The 15,758-nt window shown below is 62.7% G+C and carries 18 protein-coding genes; 15 read left to right on the forward strand and 3 right to left on the reverse strand.

Going from position 1 to position 15,758, the window contains the following annotated elements:
* Positions 1 to 19 precede the first annotated feature (19 nt).
* From N7I30_RS07670 to N7I30_RS07680, 3 genes are all read left to right on the forward strand, one after another.
* Positions 20 to 4,342, forward strand: a complete 4,323-nt coding sequence (locus N7I30_RS07670; RefSeq protein ID WP_498637900.1) for a strawberry notch-like NTP hydrolase domain-containing protein — start codon at positions 20 to 22, stop codon at positions 4,340 to 4,342.
* Positions 4,342 to 5,379 (forward strand): DUF7146 domain-containing protein, encoded by a 1,038-nt coding sequence (locus N7I30_RS07675; protein ID WP_498637901.1) that lies wholly within the window; start codon positions 4,342 to 4,344, stop codon positions 5,377 to 5,379. The genes N7I30_RS07670 and N7I30_RS07675 overlap by 1 nt, the downstream gene beginning before the upstream one ends.
* 344 nt (positions 5,380 to 5,723) lie before the next feature.
* Positions 5,724 to 6,650 (forward strand): DUF2493 domain-containing protein, encoded by a 927-nt coding sequence (locus tag N7I30_RS07680; protein ID WP_498637903.1) that lies wholly within the window; start codon positions 5,724 to 5,726, stop codon positions 6,648 to 6,650.
* Positions 6,651 to 6,682: 32 nt separating this feature from the next.
* On the opposite strand, the gene N7I30_RS07685 is transcribed toward N7I30_RS07680, so the two are convergent.
* Positions 6,683 to 7,183: a hypothetical protein gene (locus N7I30_RS07685; RefSeq protein WP_015740143.1), complete on the reverse strand. Its 501-nt coding sequence runs from the start codon at positions 7,181 to 7,183 to the stop codon at positions 6,683 to 6,685.
* 229 nt (positions 7,184 to 7,412) lie between these two features.
* Between N7I30_RS07685 and N7I30_RS07690 the strand changes: the two genes are divergently transcribed.
* Both N7I30_RS07690 and N7I30_RS07695 read left to right on the forward strand, forming a co-directional pair.
* Positions 7,413 to 7,853 carry a hypothetical protein gene (locus N7I30_RS07690; protein WP_024899151.1) on the forward strand — a complete coding sequence of 147 codons (441 nt, stop codon included), beginning with the start codon at positions 7,413 to 7,415 and terminating at the stop codon, positions 7,851 to 7,853.
* A 567-nt stretch (positions 7,854 to 8,420) separates the two neighbouring features.
* The gene (locus N7I30_RS07695) at positions 8,421 to 8,747 is read left to right on the forward strand and encodes a DUF736 domain-containing protein (protein ID WP_009450558.1); all 327 of its coding nucleotides are present in this window, start codon (positions 8,421 to 8,423) and stop codon (positions 8,745 to 8,747) included.
* A 94-nt stretch (positions 8,748 to 8,841) separates the two neighbouring features.
* Here the strand turns inward: N7I30_RS07695 and N7I30_RS07700 are convergent, their stop codons facing one another.
* Positions 8,842 to 10,083 carry a type II toxin-antitoxin system HipA family toxin gene (locus N7I30_RS07700; RefSeq protein WP_498637906.1) on the reverse strand — a complete coding sequence of 414 codons (1,242 nt, stop codon included), beginning with the start codon at positions 10,081 to 10,083 and terminating at the stop codon, positions 8,842 to 8,844.
* Entirely contained in the window at positions 10,061 to 10,381 is a 321-nt protein-coding gene (locus tag N7I30_RS07705) for a helix-turn-helix domain-containing protein (RefSeq protein ID WP_498637908.1), read from the reverse strand. Before N7I30_RS07705 ends, N7I30_RS07700 begins: the two co-directional genes overlap by 23 nt.
* Before the next feature lie 319 nt (positions 10,382 to 10,700).
* On the opposite strand from N7I30_RS07705, the gene N7I30_RS07710 reads away from it, so the two are divergent.
* From N7I30_RS07710 to N7I30_RS07755, 10 genes are all read left to right on the forward strand, one after another.
* A complete protein-coding gene (locus tag N7I30_RS07710) occupies positions 10,701 to 10,967 on the forward strand; it encodes a helix-turn-helix domain-containing protein (RefSeq protein WP_498637910.1) in 267 nt (88 codons plus the stop codon).
* A gap of 60 nt (positions 10,968 to 11,027) precedes the next feature.
* Positions 11,028 to 11,303, forward strand: a complete 276-nt coding sequence (locus N7I30_RS07715) for a DNA -binding domain-containing protein (RefSeq protein ID WP_498637912.1) — start codon at positions 11,028 to 11,030, stop codon at positions 11,301 to 11,303.
* Between the two features lie 128 nt (positions 11,304 to 11,431).
* Positions 11,432 to 11,764 (forward strand): transcriptional regulator domain-containing protein, encoded by a 333-nt coding sequence (locus N7I30_RS07720; RefSeq protein WP_219436409.1) that lies wholly within the window; start codon positions 11,432 to 11,434, stop codon positions 11,762 to 11,764.
* Positions 11,700 to 12,197, forward strand: coding sequence for a DUF2285 domain-containing protein (locus N7I30_RS07725; RefSeq protein ID WP_198647107.1), 498 nt, complete (start codon positions 11,700 to 11,702; stop codon positions 12,195 to 12,197). Before N7I30_RS07720 ends, N7I30_RS07725 begins: the two co-directional genes overlap by 65 nt.
* Before the next feature lie 136 nt (positions 12,198 to 12,333).
* Positions 12,334 to 12,615, forward strand: a complete 282-nt coding sequence (locus N7I30_RS07730; protein WP_035746363.1) for a helix-turn-helix transcriptional regulator — start codon at positions 12,334 to 12,336, stop codon at positions 12,613 to 12,615.
* A 19-nt stretch (positions 12,616 to 12,634) separates the two neighbouring features.
* Positions 12,635 to 13,780 carry a replication initiator protein A gene (locus tag N7I30_RS07735; protein ID WP_009450550.1) on the forward strand — a complete coding sequence of 382 codons (1,146 nt, stop codon included), beginning with the start codon at positions 12,635 to 12,637 and terminating at the stop codon, positions 13,778 to 13,780.
* The gene (gene parA, locus N7I30_RS07740; RefSeq protein ID WP_035746336.1) at positions 13,777 to 14,430 is read left to right on the forward strand and encodes a ParA family partition ATPase; all 654 of its coding nucleotides are present in this window, start codon (positions 13,777 to 13,779) and stop codon (positions 14,428 to 14,430) included. Before N7I30_RS07735 ends, parA begins: the two co-directional genes overlap by 4 nt.
* Positions 14,427 to 14,681 (forward strand): hypothetical protein, encoded by a 255-nt coding sequence (locus N7I30_RS07745; protein ID WP_009450548.1) that lies wholly within the window; start codon positions 14,427 to 14,429, stop codon positions 14,679 to 14,681. The genes parA and N7I30_RS07745 overlap by 4 nt, the downstream gene beginning before the upstream one ends.
* Complete coding sequence (locus tag N7I30_RS07750; protein ID WP_009450547.1) at positions 14,678 to 15,196, forward strand: DUF2840 domain-containing protein; 519 nt, start codon at positions 14,678 to 14,680, stop codon at positions 15,194 to 15,196. Before N7I30_RS07745 ends, N7I30_RS07750 begins: the two co-directional genes overlap by 4 nt.
* Positions 15,193 to 15,738: a S26 family signal peptidase gene (locus tag N7I30_RS07755; protein WP_498638468.1), complete on the forward strand. Its 546-nt coding sequence runs from the start codon at positions 15,193 to 15,195 to the stop codon at positions 15,736 to 15,738. Before N7I30_RS07750 ends, N7I30_RS07755 begins: the two co-directional genes overlap by 4 nt.
* Positions 15,739 to 15,758 lie beyond the last annotated feature (20 nt).

Consider the following 15,758-nt stretch of genomic DNA (forward strand, 5'->3'; position numbering starts at 1 on the left):
CTCTCCTGAGGTTTCCGACATGAACATGGTGTTTCCCGTGGCCGATCCGGTCACGCCGCTGGCGGTTGCGCCCGCGATCCTGGCTGCGGCCAGTCTTCTGCTCCCCCATCTCGAACGCGGCCAGCGCATCGATGCCGTGACATTGCGCGGTGCTATGGAAACGGCCTTCGGCGCGTCCGATGCCACAGGCGCCTGGGACTGGAAGCTGGCCTATGAGGCCTGCGAAGTCGCTACCGTTCTCTTCCTGCGCAAATACGGAAAGGCGCTTTTCCGTAAAGCCGCGTCTCCGGCTACACGGGTTTCCGTGCTGGCAAAGATCGCGGGACTATTGCCCACGCAGACCCGGCGTTCCGAGGAAAGCCAGAACTTCCAGCAATTTTCGACGCCGATCCCCCTCGGCCTTGCCGCTCTGACAGCCGCCGCGATCACACCTGATGACAGGGTGCTGGAACCGTCCGCTGGCACCGGCCTTCTGGCGATCCTGGCGCAGACCATCGGCGGCTCGCTGATCCTCAACGAACTGGCCGATACCCGCGCTGAACTGCTTGCCGAGCTCTTTCCGGCCTTTGCCGTCAACCGGTTCGACGCCGCCCAGATCGACGATCATCTGGCCCCGGATGCCGTCCCGTCCGTGGTGCTGATGAACCCGCCATTCTCGGTCATGGCCAATGTCAGTGGGCGTGTCGCCGATGCGGCCTACCGCCATGTTGCCTCGGTGCTGGCCCGTCTTGCACCGGGCGGTCGGCTGGTGACGATCACCGGCGCAGGCTTTGGCCCCGAAGCTCCGGCATGGCGGGACGCCTTCATCCGCTTGCAGGCGCGTGGCCGTGTGGTGTTCAGCGCTGCCGTCGACGGCGCGGTCTATGCAAAGCACGGCACCACGATCGACACGCGGCTGACCGTTATCGACAAACTGCCCGCCGACGATCCGGGCATTTTTCCGGCCTCTCCAGGGATCGCGCCGGATGTTGCTACGCTGATCGAATGGATCGAGGCGCATGTCCCGCAGCGTTCGCCGGTACTATTGCCGAAGATCGTGGTGCCTGCTTCGACCGCCGCGCCGAAAACCGTGCGAGGCTATCTGGCCCGCTCGGCAGCACCGCGGCCTGCCGCTGCTCCGGACAACGATCTCGAGGGCGTCGAACTTGCCTATGAAACCGTGGACTGGTCGCCACCGGAAGGCACTCGCCTGTCCGACGCGATCTATGAGGAGTATGCGCTGCAATCGCTGCGCATTGCTGGCGCGCAGCCGCATCCGACCAAGCTGGTGCAATCCGCCGCCATGGCCTCGGTCGCACCGCCGAAGCCTTCCTACCGGCCCATGCTGCCCGCTGACATCTGCGCGCGTCTGTCGGACGCCCAGCTTGAAACGGTGATCTATGCTGGTGAAGCCCATGCCGATCATCTCGCGGGTGCATGGACCGTGGACGAGCATTTCGACAATGTGAGCGCTGCACCCGAGGATGCTGCCGGATCGATCCGCTTTCGCCGGGGCTTCATGCTCGGTGACGGAACCGGCGCTGGCAAAGGCCGCCAGTCCGCCGCCATCATTCTCGACAACTGGCTGCGCGGTCGGCGCAAGGCGATCTGGATCTCCAAATCCGACAAGCTGATCGAGGACGCGCAGCGCGACTGGTCGGCGCTTGGCATGGAACGGCTGCTTGTCACGCCTCTGTCACGCTTCCCGCAGGGCAAGCCGATCACGCTGTCGGAAGGCATCCTTTTTACCACCTATGCCACGCTACGCTCCGACGACCGGGGCGAGAAGGTTTCCCGCGTCAAGCAGATCGTCGAATGGTTGGGCTCCGATTTCGATGGAGCCATTATATTCGACGAGAGCCATTCCATGCAGAATGCCGGTGGCGGAAAAGGAGAACGCGGCGATGTCGCCGCTTCGCAGCAGGGACGTGCGGGCCTGCGGCTCCAACATGCGCTGCCCGACGCCCGCGTGGTTTATGTCTCGGCAACCGGCGCCACCACCGTCCACAATCTCGCCTATGCGCAGCGCCTCGGCCTCTGGGGTGGTGAGGATTTTCCGTTCCAGACGCGTGCCGAGTTCGTCGAGGCGATCGAAGCTGGCGGCGTTGCGGCCATGGAAGTGCTGGCCCGCGACCTGCGATCTCTCGGCCTCTATACCGCCCGCTCACTCTCCTATGATGGCGTCGAATATGAACTGATCGAGCATCAGCTCACGGACGAACAGCGGCACATCTACGACTCATATGCTGCCGCCTTCGCCGTCATTCATGGGAATCTGGACGCGGCGATGGAAGCCGCCAACATCACCGGCAGCGAGGGGACGCTGAACCGGCAGGCGAAGTCTGCTGCCCGTTCGGCCTTTGAAAGCACGAAGCAGCGCTTCTTCGGCCATCTGCTGACCTCCATGAAAACCCCGACCCTGATCCGGTCCATCGAGGCCGATCTGGAAGCGGGCCATGCCGCCGTCATCCAGATCGTCTCGACTGGCGAAGCCCTGATGGAACGGCGGCTGTCCGAGATCCCGACCGAGGAATGGAACGATATTTCCGTCGATGTCACGCCGAGGGAGTATGTCGGCTCGTATTTGCAGCATTCCTTCCCGGTGCAGCTCTATGAACCCTTCACCGATGGCGAGGGCAACCTGTCGTCACGCCCCGTCTTCCGCGATGGTCAGCCGGTGGAATGCCGCGAAGCCGTGGCGCGGCGCGACGAGATGCTGGAGCAGCTGGGTTCGCTTCCGCCTGTCCCCGGAGCGCTCGACCAGATCGTGCAGCGCTTCGGCACGGATATGGTGGCCGAGGTCACAGGCCGCTCACGCCGGATCGTGCGCAAGGGTGACGGGGTATCGGCACGTCTTGCGGTCGAGAACCGTGCGCCTTCTGCCAACCTTGCCGAGACCTCGGCCTTCATGGATGACCAGAAGCGCGTTCTGGTCTTCTCTGATGCCGGTGGCACGGGGCGCAGCTATCACGCCGAACTCTCTGCGAAAAACCAGCGGCTGCGCGTGCATTACCTGCTGGAACCTGGCTGGAAGGCCGATGCCGCCATTCAGGGGCTGGGCCGCACCAATCGCACCAATCAGGCGCAGCCGCCGCTGTTCAGACCCATCGCCACGGATGTCAAAGCCGAGAAGCGCTTTCTCTCGACCATCGCCCGCCGCCTCGACACGCTGGGCGCGATCACACGCGGCCAGCGCCAGACCGGCGGTCAGGGGCTGTTCCGTCCCGAGGATAATCTGGAATCCGCCTATGCTCGCGATGCGTTGCGCCAGCTCTATCTGCTGATTGTGCGCGGCAAGGTCGAGGGATGCTCGCTCGAACGGTTTGAATCCGCAACCGGCCTGAAGCTGATGGACAGCAATGGTGTGAAGGACGAACTGCCGCCGATCACCACCTTCCTCAACCGCCTGCTAGCATTGACCATCGAATTGCAGGGCATCCTGTTCGCCGCCTTCGAGCAGCTTCTGCAGGCGCGTATCGACGGGGCGATTGCATCCGGCACCTATGATATGGGGCTGGAAACGCTGAAGGCCGAAAGTTTCATCGTCACCGACCGGCAAGTGATCCACACCCATCCGGGCACCGGCGCGGAAACCCGGCTCCTGACGCTCACCGAGCGCAAACGCAATCAGCCGGTCACGCTCGATGCGGCCGTCGCTGAACTGGATGATCCGCGTGCCAAACTGCTCATCAACGAGCGATCCGGTCGTGCCGCCGTGCAGATCCCGACCACCAGCGTCATGCTGGATGATGGCGAGATCGAACGGCGCGTGCGGCTGATCCGGCCCATGGAGGCGATGAACATTCCGGTTCGGGCGATGGGCGAGACCCACTGGATCGAGGCCGACCGTGCCGACTTCACCGTGGCCTGGAAGGCAGAACTGGCCGAGGTGCCGGAGTTCACCGACAGCATTCTGCATATGGTGACTGGGCTGCTTCTGCCGATCTGGAAACGGCTGCCGCAGGACTCCTCCCGCGTCTATCGGCTGCAGACCGACGAGGGCGAACGCATCATCGGTCGCCGGGTATCGCCGGCATGGGCTGCCAATGCCTCGACCAGTGGCGTTACCAGCAGCCTGACACCCGATGCCGCCTATGCCGCGCTGATCGAAGGTCGCACGATCCTTGATCTCGCCGAGGGGCTGCAACTGCGCCGCGTCCGGGTCATGGGCGCCAACCGGATCGAACTGACCGGCTTTACTGACGCGATGCGCGACCGGTTGCGGGCCTATGGCCTCTTCAGCGAGATCATCTCGTGGAAACTGCGCTTCTTCGTGCCTGTCGATGCAACGGGACCGGAGATCACCGGTAAACTGCTTGACCGCTTCCCGGTTGAGCGCATCGGTGAGCGGGAGGCCGCATAATGGCGCGTCTCAACGCTTCCGAACTGGCGCAGCGTCTCGGCCGAGAGGCCGAGGCGGTGTGCCGTCACTATCTGTCGAATGGTCGCAAACAGGGCAATTACTGGCAGGTTGGCGATGTCCGAAACACGGCTGGCCGCTCCATGTTCGTCCGGCTGCACGACAGCGTGAAAGGCATTGCCGGTAAATGGCAGGACTCGGCCACGGGTGAATATGGCGATCTGCTCGATGTCATCCGGGATTCGCTCGGTCTGATCGACTTCGCCGACGTTGCCGAAGAGGCCCGGCGCTTCCTCAGCCTGCCGCATCCTGAACCACAGCCGCCACCCCGTCAGTCCCGTCCGCCAGCACCATCGGGATCATCGGAGGCCGCACGCCGACTCTGGCGCATGACACAGCCGCTGATCGGCAGCACCGCAGAAGCGTATTTACGCGGACGCGGCATTACGGATTTACGCCAAACCGCAAATCTGCGCTTTCATCCCAACTGCTACTGGCGGCCCGAGGACGATGGCCCGACGCAAGCCTGGCCCGCCATGATCGCCGCCGTCACCGACCTCGATGGCAGGATTACCGGCGCACACCGCACATGGCTGGCCCCTGACGGTTCCGGCAAGGCACCCGTCGATCCACCGAGGAAGGCAATGGGCGACCTGCTCGGACATGCAGTTCGTTACGGGGATACGCAGGATGTCATGGCAGCGGGGGAAGGTATCGAAACCATCCTGTCGTTGCGTCAGGCTCTGCCCACCATGCCAATGGTTTCCGCACTCTCGGCCGGGCATCTCGCTGCCATCCTGTTCCCGCAGCAACTTCGCAGGCTCTATATCGTCCGCGACAACGATCCGGCAGGTGACAGCGCCCGCGATAGCCTGGTGGACCGGGCGCACGAGGTCGGGATCGAGACCATCACGCTCTCGCCCATGATGGGGGACTTCAACGAAGATCTCACAACTCACGGGCTGGATGCCGTTCGGGCAGAGATCCGGGTGCAAATCGCTCCCGAGGACGTCAGCCGCTTCATGGCTTCAATAGAATAGCCGGCACGAGACCGTGATCGGGGCGTACCGATCCTGTCATGCGCATAGGCTGCATCCTGTCATCAGCAGAGGACCGCGCCTTGGCCTTCCGAGAGGGCGATCGGCCCACAAACGCTCCGGTCAGGCAATGGCGGCGCCCGACTGATTTCCGTCGGCGGCCCGCCACCCCACGCGACAGGTCGCGTGGGGACCCCGTCTCCCCCGCCTTTACAGCGCGAAACAAATCAGCCGGGCTTTGCCATCAAGGCCCTCGCCAGAGGCTCGCGCTGCCAGACCGGAGCGCCCGTGGGCGTGTCTCGCCATGAAGGCCGCGACGGTCGCGGTCCAACTGACGGAAGCATCCCATGTACGCGCACGACGATTTCGAACCCGATCACAGCACGTCCCCGACCGGCCATGCCATCGAAGAACTCGAACTCTACGGCTACCGTCCCTCCGAAGACGAGGCCGATCCCCGGATTACACCCGAAGATCACGTCATCCAGGGCGCAGTTTCCGACATCTTCGACGCCCTGATTTCCACCATGGCCGACACCAGCCTCGATTTCGACCTCGACGAGATCCTCTGGTCCACCGTCAACACCTTCCACCGCGCTGTCGAGCGGATCGAGACTAAACTCGACGATAACGAGCAGGCACAGAAGCGCCTTCAGCGCGAACAGGATGGCAGCGAGGTCAAATCCGTCCAGCTCGAAACCCTGATCGGCGCGGGCCAAAGTCTGATCGAGCGCCGCGATAGCATGGAAACCTTCCGCGATGCCGCCGCCGACATCTATCTGCGCACCACCGGTACGCCCTGGTCGCAACGCTCCGGCTCACGGGTCAACCATCGCCAGATGACCTCGGCCATGATCGACAGCCGCGACTTCATCGCCGCAAAACGCCGGGCCGACAACGAGGTGCTGCTGCCCGCCGGACCGAAGATCGCCTTCTCGGGCGGTGACACCACCGATCACCGGACGATCTGGGCCAAGCTCGATCAGGTCCACGCCAAGCACCCGGACATGGTGCTGATGCACGGTGGATCGCCCAAGGGCGCGGAACGTATCGCGGCAACCTGGGCCAATAGCCGCAAGGTCGCACAGGTCGCGTTCAAACCCGACTGGGCGAAACATGCCAAGGCAGCACCGTTCAAGCGCAACGACCAGATGCTCTCCACGATGCCGATCGGGGTCATCATCTTCCCCGGCACTGGCATTCAGGACAACCTGGCCGATAAGGCTCGGAAGATGGGCATCCCGGTCTATCGCTTCGGGACCGGCAGCGCGTGAGCGCTGCCGGTTCGGCATAACGCCATTGCGCACTACTGCAAGAGCGCCAGGTCCTCCCAGCGAATCCGGAGGTAACGGCCTGAGCGCTTTGGCAATTGCTTGCGGCTGACCATTCGCCCGGAGACCTGGAACTCTGCATTTATTTTGACCACGAGCAACTTGTTGAAATGCCTCGATGTATCCACCATCACTACGTCCTTGGTCTTGAAAGGTGTGATGGTTTTGATTTCGACATGATCGTTTTCGAGCCTGCCGTCCGAACCCTGCGCGTAGGTCTTGTTCAACTTAATGCCGTAGGTGATGGCCCCGAACAATTCGCCGATATCGCCATACACGGACAAATGCAGGCCAGTCTCCAGATGGTAGCTCTCAGCGAGTGAGATCAGGTCCTCAAAATACGGGATCATTGATCGGATGGCGTTTGGATACTTCGCTCCCCACTCCTTGTGACGAAGCTGCTCATCGATGTCTGACCAGCTTACCCATTCGCCATCGTCGTAAAATGCTCGATCTGACCAATCGATTTCTGCCATAGACTTTAACCCGCAGCCTTCCACCCAACAATATAACCACCGTAGAGGTAGAGCCGATACTGGTCTACCAGACGCATCAGCTTTCTTGTTCAAGCGGCGAGTTTACAGAGAGGCTTGACCTTAAAATCTATCTCATCTCGCCCGGTGAGAGGAATGCTGCTATTCTGTGGCTGCGCCGTGGTGGTGGTGGAAGGCGCAACCGTCCAACCTTTTGCACGGAGACACCACCATGATCGTTCTCGGAATTCTTGTTTCCATTGCAGCCATCGGTACCATGTGCTGGCTGCTGTTCAATCTCGCCGTCTTCGCCCTGCCGTTCTTTATCGGCCTGAACGCAGGCATATGGGCCTATGGCACGGGCGCTGGCTGGCCTGGCGGCATCCTCATCGGTCTTATCGCTGCGGGTCTGACACTGGCGGTCGGTCAGGGCCTGCTCATGCTGGTTCGTCCGATCTGGGCACGGCTGCTGATCGCTTTGGCCTTCGTCGCCCCGGCGGGCACGGCCGGGTTTTACGCTACGCTCGGGATCGTCAAACACATGATGCCGTCCGAGACCTGGCAGATCATCTTCTCGGTGGTCGGTGCGGTCGCGGTGGGCGTGACAGCATTCCTGCGCGTTGCAGGCATGGCGGCAACCGGCCCTGCGGACGGGAACCTTGCACGCACCTGAACTGGAGTGACCCGTAGAGACAGGACCAGAAGCGGATACGGATCATCTGCCGTCTTCGTCAGGAGGCGGGCGGGTAGATGGCGTGTAAATCTCTGATCAGCGTGAGGCACAGGCACGGCCCATAGGAGCGCAGGACGTTCAGTGCCAGCATTCGAGGACTGACCGAAAACCGGTTGGGGCAATGCCGATAGCACAGGCCGGAGAAAAGGATGTGCACGGCCTGAAACGCGGGGGACCAGACAAGCCGGTGCGCCGGTCTGGTCATCCTGATGGAGCCTCGAGGTTGCCACCGTCCCCGTTCAACCCCCGTGTCTCGACCGCTCCAAACGGCCTCTTCAATGGCCTGATCTGGCCGAAAACCAGCGCGATGCGCTTCGACCGCTCTAGCGCAACAGCGTCGTCACAACTTTCTTCCCCTGCCGGCAAAGCCGACATTCCGCGCGGAACAAGAAAGTTTCTCCTGTGCTGTCCAGCCCCTTTGGGGTGCGCCAGCGTTCGTCTCCGGCCGGTCGATCGCCATAGAGGCCGCAATGGTGCGGGCTCGGAAACGGAAATCGGAGACTTAAAATGGCAACCATCGGCACCTTCAAGAAGACCGGCTCGAACGAATTCACCGGCGAAATCGTCACCCTCAGCGTCCAGGCCAAGGGCGTGCGCATCATCCCCGACCTGCGCGCCACCGGCGAGAACGCCCCCAGCCACCGCGTTCTGGTCGGTCGCGCTGAAATCGGCGCCGCCTGGTCCAAGCGCTCCAACGAGGGCCGCGACTATCTGGGCCTCAAGCTGGACGATCCAAGCTTCAACGCTCCGATCTACGCCAACCTCTTCGACGAAGAAGACGGCGAAACCTTCTCCCTCATCTGGTCCCGCCCCAACGGTCGCCGCGGCGACTGAGGCGCGGAACAAAGGCTCCGACCGCAAGGTCGGGGCCTTTCCCGTGCCCGCGGGAAAGCCGCCAGGCCCGGTGACCTGTCCGGGCTGGAACTGCTCAGCCGGTCAGGATCGGGATCATGGTTTTCACATGGGCGTCGATCCGTTCCAGCACGAGCGGGGGGACCGCCTCGCGTTCCGGCAGTGTCCACCATTTCGCATCAATCCGCCGCACCGTCTCGACAACGGCCTTGAGCACGGCTGGCTCGGGAAGCCTTGCCCGATTGGCAAACGTCTTCCAGCGGGCCGGAGCCAGGCCCTTGAAGGCTCGCTCGCCGCCCAGAGACAGCGCCAGCCCATCTGCCGGAATATAGGGAACGGTCGAAAGCATGTCGTAGATCGGTGCAAGAGCGGGCGTGTCGCCGTCGCCCGGATAGATCAGCGACCAGTTCTTGAGGTGCATGTCGCCATTGCCCATGACCACCGAGAAGGTCAGCCGCCGAACAAACTCCAGCGCGGTGAACGGCGAGATCGCAACATTCAGCACAGAGGCGATGTCGTGGGAGGCGGCGCCATCATATTTGCGCGCCGGGTACAGGCCGAAAACCTGCGCGAAATCCTCGATATGGATGCGCTGCCCGTCTGTCCCGCGATCAAAACGCCGCACGAGCAGGACCAGCCCCTCGGCAAGTGTTTCGAACTCTTCGGGAATCCCCTCGAACTGGTCCCGGCTGACCAGTTCCCGCTCGGGCACGTCCATGCCGATGGCTTCGGCAAGTGCGAGGTTTGCAAACTCGTTCTCCGAGACGCCCGGAAAGGCGGTCGAGGGGAATTTCGCAATATACTGCCCCTCGTCATCCCCAAGCGGCAAGGTCAGTCCACCGCCCTTGCCGGTGTTCTTCATCACCGAGAGCTTCATCTGCACGCCTGCCAGCGAGAAGCGGGCCTTGGGCCGCCCTTGGGATGGCACCGCCCCGATGCCGGGTTGACCGTCACTGGGCAGCACCCGAACGGCACCCGGCAGATCCGCGCCTAGAGCTGCCAGGAGATCGAAATCATTCCCCGGCCGCACATTGCCCGCATGGTGCTTTTCCATCGCCTCGCGTAGCCGGTCTTCGGGCAGCAGGTTGGCAAAGAAGGGCGGCAGGCTACCTGCGACAGGTCGCGGATCCTTGCGCAAGCCCCCTGATGCCGCGCGCAGGGACAGGCTCAGAACCGGAATACCGCCGGTCGCGCGATAGGCCGGATCAAGGCTGAAGGCGTTGAAATCACCCGGCGTCCTGACGATCGTGCCAACCTTCGCACTGTTCAGGAACACGTCCAGCGCGGTGATGGTCTCAGCGGTACGGGCGGCTGTCATCGTCGCTCTCCGGTTGCGGGCTGAAGGCCGGATGATCATCCTCGGCATCGGGGCGCAAAAGCGCCTCGATGGCGGGCACCATTGCCTGCGGGACCAGTATCATTTCCAGCCCAAGCGCCCTGGCAATGTTGATCAAAGTCGTGGTGCGCGCGGCTGCTGCCCCCGTCTCGATGTCGCGGTAGCGCGGGCGCGAAATGCCGGCAAGATCGGCTACTTGCTCCTGGGTCAGCCCCGCTGCAAGCCGCGCGCGGTGAAAATGGTCGCCGATCAGCCTCAGTGTTTCTGCTTCCGCCTTCATGTGATGCCTTTACAGATCATTTCTGCTGCACTGATCTGGATAGGTATCATATCTAGTGTAGAATGCAACGAAAATGATCCCCAAACATATCATGACTATTTCTCGTGAATCGTTTGCGGATCATCCAGCGCTGGTCGGCACTTGGGGCAACACAAGTGCTGCAATTGCGGCATGCAGGCGAATCAGTCGGACTGCATGGTGCGACGTGCAAATAACGCCCTGGCCAGATTCGACGATTTCGTATGGCGTATCGGGCGAAGGCGACTAAAATAGCCGTAGTTCTGGAATGCGCGCCGGTCGCGATGGGAGGTGATCATGCATGATCACCGCTCGACAGTCGCGGGCCGCACGCGCGTTGCTGGGTTGGACGCAGGAGACGCTCGCTGACAAGGCCCGAATATCGCTGACTGCCCTGAAACGCCTTGAGTCCGAGAACCGGGTCGAGGTGTATGAGACAACGCGGGATCAGGTGCGCCGGGCGCTTGAAGCAGCAGGGATTGTTCTCCTGTCCACGGATCGCGGGCAAGGAGTATTGCTGGTTCATGACCAAGACGAGAAGAGATACCGACAGATCCGTGACGCCTGACCGGCGCCGGCGACATCATCAATCCGCTGCGGCGGCCTGCGCCCTGCGGCGGCCCTCGACATGACATTCGCAGTCGTCCCCTTTGACGACATCGCGCCTGTCGGCGACGAGCTGACCGAATATGATCGCGCGCACGTCAAACTCTACATGCGGCTGCTTGATGCTGACGCCGATGGTGCGGAATGGACCGAAGCCGTCAACATTCTGTTCGGTATCGACCCCGCCCTGGAACCAGTGCGCGCCCGGCAGGTCCATGACAGCCATCTGGCCCGCGCGCGCTGGATGACACAGAGCGGCTATCGCCAGCTGCTCCGCCGTCCGACAGATCGGACCTGACCTCGGCGCCGTCACACCAGTGATGCCCTCAGAGCATCACCCCATGTCTTTGTCCCGGCTTCCATCCCGGTAGAAGCGCCGCAATTCTTTCACGCTCCACCTGTGCAGTTTCAACCAGGAGCGGAGCAATGAAGCCGGATACATCCCGCTGGCGAGACCAGAACCAGTATGAATTCTACGATGCGCTGCCCGTTGAGGGTGTCGCCTGGGAATGCCTGCGGCGTAACGCCTCCTACCAGGCCAGTTTCGATGATCTTGTAGCGCAAGGCGCCGGGCATCTTCCCTTTGCGGATGATGTCCAACATCGCTGGGGGTTGCGATTTCCCGGCAGACCCCGGCTTTTCCGCGCTCGACCAACCGGTCATCTGGTCGCCTGTTGCCAATCCGGACATGCTGATGCTCGGGGCAGCGCCCGATTTTCTTCCGCCTTCTCCGTCCGCCTTATCGGTAGATCTTGCTGATGCCATCTGCGGACCAGAGGGGACATATGGTGTCTGCGACGCCAGAGACGGCGTTCAATATCTGATCCTCGCCGACACCGATGCCAATTCGCAGCCGGCGATCATTCTGCCACTTGACGAAAATCTGCCGGATCGGCTCGAAGCCATTCTCAGGCTCTGGCACATGCTGGCCGGGAAACCCGCGCGCCGCGACCCCAGGATGACGCCGTATCAGCGCCGGCGGTTTCGCCTGATGATGCAAGCTGCCGACGGAAACGCCAACCACGCGACCTATCGTGAGATTGCCATCGCCATCTACGGAGAGGCGCGCGTTCGCGCTGAGCCGTGGAAGACATCGGCTTTGCGCGCCTCTGTCATCGCCCTTGTCCGATCTGCCGCCGCGCTGATCGACGGCGGTTATCAGGACCTTTTGCGCCATCGTCGCAAACCCTGACACTGACGTCTGATCGAGGGTGAGGATTCTACCCCTTCGATCTTCCTCATCCCCCATGCCGCCGCGCCTTCGCCACCGTGCGCATGTCATGCCGTTGATCGTCAGCGGCATCCTGCACAACCACGGAGGCCACCCCATGCGACCTGATCTCGCCGCCTTGCCGCCACGCTATCTGCGCACCAAGGAAGCCGCCGATTTCCTCAGTCTGTCCGCGCGCACGCTGGAAAAGCACAGAACCTACGGAACGGGACCTGCCTATCACAAGCTCGGCGGCCGCGTTGTCTATTCGGTCGAGGATCTCGCAGCCTGGGTTGCGCGCGGATCGGTTACCTCCACGTCGGACCCACGCGGACAAGTTCTCCCGGCGAAACCTATGCCGCCGACCGCATTCACCTCGCCCAAGCGCATCACGCGCTGAACACGGCGGTCAGCCCCTGATGGCAGCGCAGCACCCATCCGCCTCGGAACGCGGGCAACTCGATCTGTTTCGGGCGCTTCCCGGGGAATTCGCACCACGAGACGCGCAGGATCTCATGGCCTATCCTTTCTTTTCCCTTTCCAAATCGCACCGTATCCGCCCGATTGACTTTGCCTTGGGCAACGTCTCGATCCGTGTCGAAGCTGTTCCCGATCACGGTATGGCGACGATCTGGGACGCCGATATACTGATCTGGGCGGCCAGCCAGATCGTGGAAGCGCGGGACGCCGGTCTGCGCACGTCGCGCCTGATGGCGGCAACGCCCTATGAAATCCTGACATTCACAGGGCGCGGAACCTCCCTGAGGGACTATCAGCGCCTAAAGGCGGCGCTGGACCGGCTGCAATCGACCACGGTTGCAACCTCGATCCGCCAGCGCGCGAATGGACGGCGACATCGCTTTTCGTGGATCAACGAATGGCACGAGCGGACCGATGCCAATGGCCGTCCGGACGGCATCGAGATGATCGTGCCCGACTGGTTCTACAGTGCGGTTCTGGATGACGCCCTGATCCTCACCATCGACCGGGCCTATTTCAATCTGACCGGCGGGTTGGATCGCTGGCTCTATCGCCTGGTGCGCAAGCATGGTGGGCGACAGAAAAACGGTTGGCGGTTCGACTTCCGTCACCTGCACCAGAAATCGGGCAGTCTGTCGCCGTTCAAGCGCTTCGCCTTCGAGCTGCGCGACATTATCCGCCGCCAGCCACTGCCCGGCTACACCCTGTTCGCCGAGGTCGAAACCGGCGGCCGGATGCTGCTCGCTTTCGAGCCTGTCCCGGCCTGTGGAAAACCTGTGGATAGTCTCGTGCTATCGGGAACCCGGACTATCGTGCCATCAGGAACCGGAGGCTCGTGCTATCGGGAACCCAAACACCTCCTATCCTTCGGTAACAAAAGCGAAAATCGCGCCCTTAACTTAGAGTCTAACACAGAATCTAACTTTGAAGAGCGGCGGCGCGATGTGGAAAAGCTCATCGCGAAGGCTGGTGCGGCCCTCAGATCGGGTGCCCATAAAGGCAAGCTGACACCCCCAAAGCAAGGATCGCCCGCGTCAACAAGCACGCCTGAACTTCCTCTTGGCAAGCCGGGAGGACAGCGATGATCGTCGCTCTCCTCAATCAGAAAGGCGGTGTCGGAAAAACCACGTTGGCGCTGCATCTCGCCGGTGCGTGGGCTGCGGAAGGCAAACGCGTCATCCTGATCGACGCCGATCCGCAAGGCTCCGCACTCGACTGGTCGCAGCGGCGTGGCCATGAAGGGCTGCCAAGGCTGTTCAGTGTCATCGGCCTGGCCCGCGATACGCTGCACCGGGAAGCGCCGGAGCTGGCGCGTGACGCCGACCATGTCGTCATCGATGGTCCGCCCCGTGTCGCTGGTCTGATGCGCTCAGCGCTGCTTGCAGCCGATCTGGTGCTGGTCCCGGTGCAGCCATCTCCTTTCGACGGCTGGGCCTCCGCCGAGATGCTGGCGCTTCTGAACGAAGCACGCATCTATCGTCCTGAACTGGCCGCCCGTTTTCTGCTGAACCGATGCGCTGCGCGCACCGTCATCGCCCGCGAAACGGCTGAGACACTGGCGGACCAAGATCCGCCGTTGCTGGCCACGACCATCGGCCAGCGCGTCGCCTTTGCTGAAGCCGCACAAACTGGGCGACTGGTCTCAGAGACCGATGGCGGCGAACGGGCTGCACAGGAGGTCACAGCGCTGGTGGCCGAGATCGATAGCCTCGGGATCGGGAGGATTGTGCGATGACACGTCCACCCGCCAAATCCGGCTTCGCATCGCGTCCGGGTAATCCCGATAGCTGGGTCAGGGCCGCCGATGCGCCGGCAACCGGAAAGATGGCTGCCGAGGCGTTTACCGCCCGCCTGACCATCGACATCACACCCGAACTGCGCGGGCGCATCAAGGTGGCCGCTTTCCGGCGCGGCGTCACCGTCGCCGTGATGCTGCGCGAGCTGCTGGGCCGCGAGTTTCCACCCACCGAAGGAGACCGGCCATGACCGGCAAAACCGGGCGTGGTGCGCATGAACATCCGCTGGCGGACGGTCCAGCGCCCTTCACCACACTTGTCGAACTGGCCTTCCAGAAGCGGAAGGTTGAGCACTGGATACGCTTCGGCCACAAGAGCTTTGAGCAGATCATCGACCGCCGCCGCAGTCTCGTCGGCTTCGCACCCGAAAGCATCTTCGCCTTCGTCCGCTGGGCCTCCAACGACTACGGCACCATCGTTTCGCGGCTCGACATCCTGCGCGCTGTCGGGCGTGGCGAGCCGTTCCAGACCGTGCCCTTCGTTCGCCCCGGCGGCGAGATCCTGCTGCGTATTGATGGCTGGCCAAAGGTGCAGCAAGCGCTGGCCGCCATCGACGCCGTGGACGCGCTTGGCGTCGATCCTGCGGATGCTGCGCCGGACCATTGGCGGCACGTCCACAACCGCATGATCGCCGGTCAGGACCCCAACCCCTACACGCCGGAACGCCATGCCGCATGGGTCAGCCGCCGGAGGATCGCACCATGAGCCGCCCTCATATCCTCGCCGTGTCCATGTTGGCCGTCGGTACGCTTGTCGCCACGGCCGTTGCCGATCCGCCAACCAGGCTGATCTGGAATGCGACCGCCAGCGCGCCCATCGGCTTCTACACAGTTGTTCCTGCCGATGTGGTCGAAGTTCCTGAACTCGTCGTCATCGCGCCGCCCGAACCGCTGGAGCGGTTCATGGTCGAGCGCGGCTATATCGGGCGGGACGTGCCGCTGCTGAAACGCGTCCTCGGCTTGCCGGGACAGCGCGTCTGCCGCAGCGGTGCGACGATCACCGTCGATAACGTCGAGATGGGCGATGCACTGGAGCGCGACCGGATGGGACGCGATCTGCCGGTCTGGCAGGGCTGCCGCATCATCCGCGACGGCGAACTCTTCCTCATGAATTGGGAAATCCGGGACAGCCTCGACGGCCGTTACTTCGGACCTGTTCCCGCCAGTTCCGTCATCGGCCGGGCGCTTCCGCTCTGGACCGATGAGGAAGGCGATGGCCGCTACGAATGGCGGGCGGTCACGCATTGAACCCACGCCAAACCCACCAA

This window comes from Aurantimonas litoralis (assembly GCF_026153195.1).
Taxonomy (GTDB): Bacteria; Pseudomonadota; Alphaproteobacteria; order Rhizobiales; family Rhizobiaceae; genus Aurantimonas; species Aurantimonas coralicida.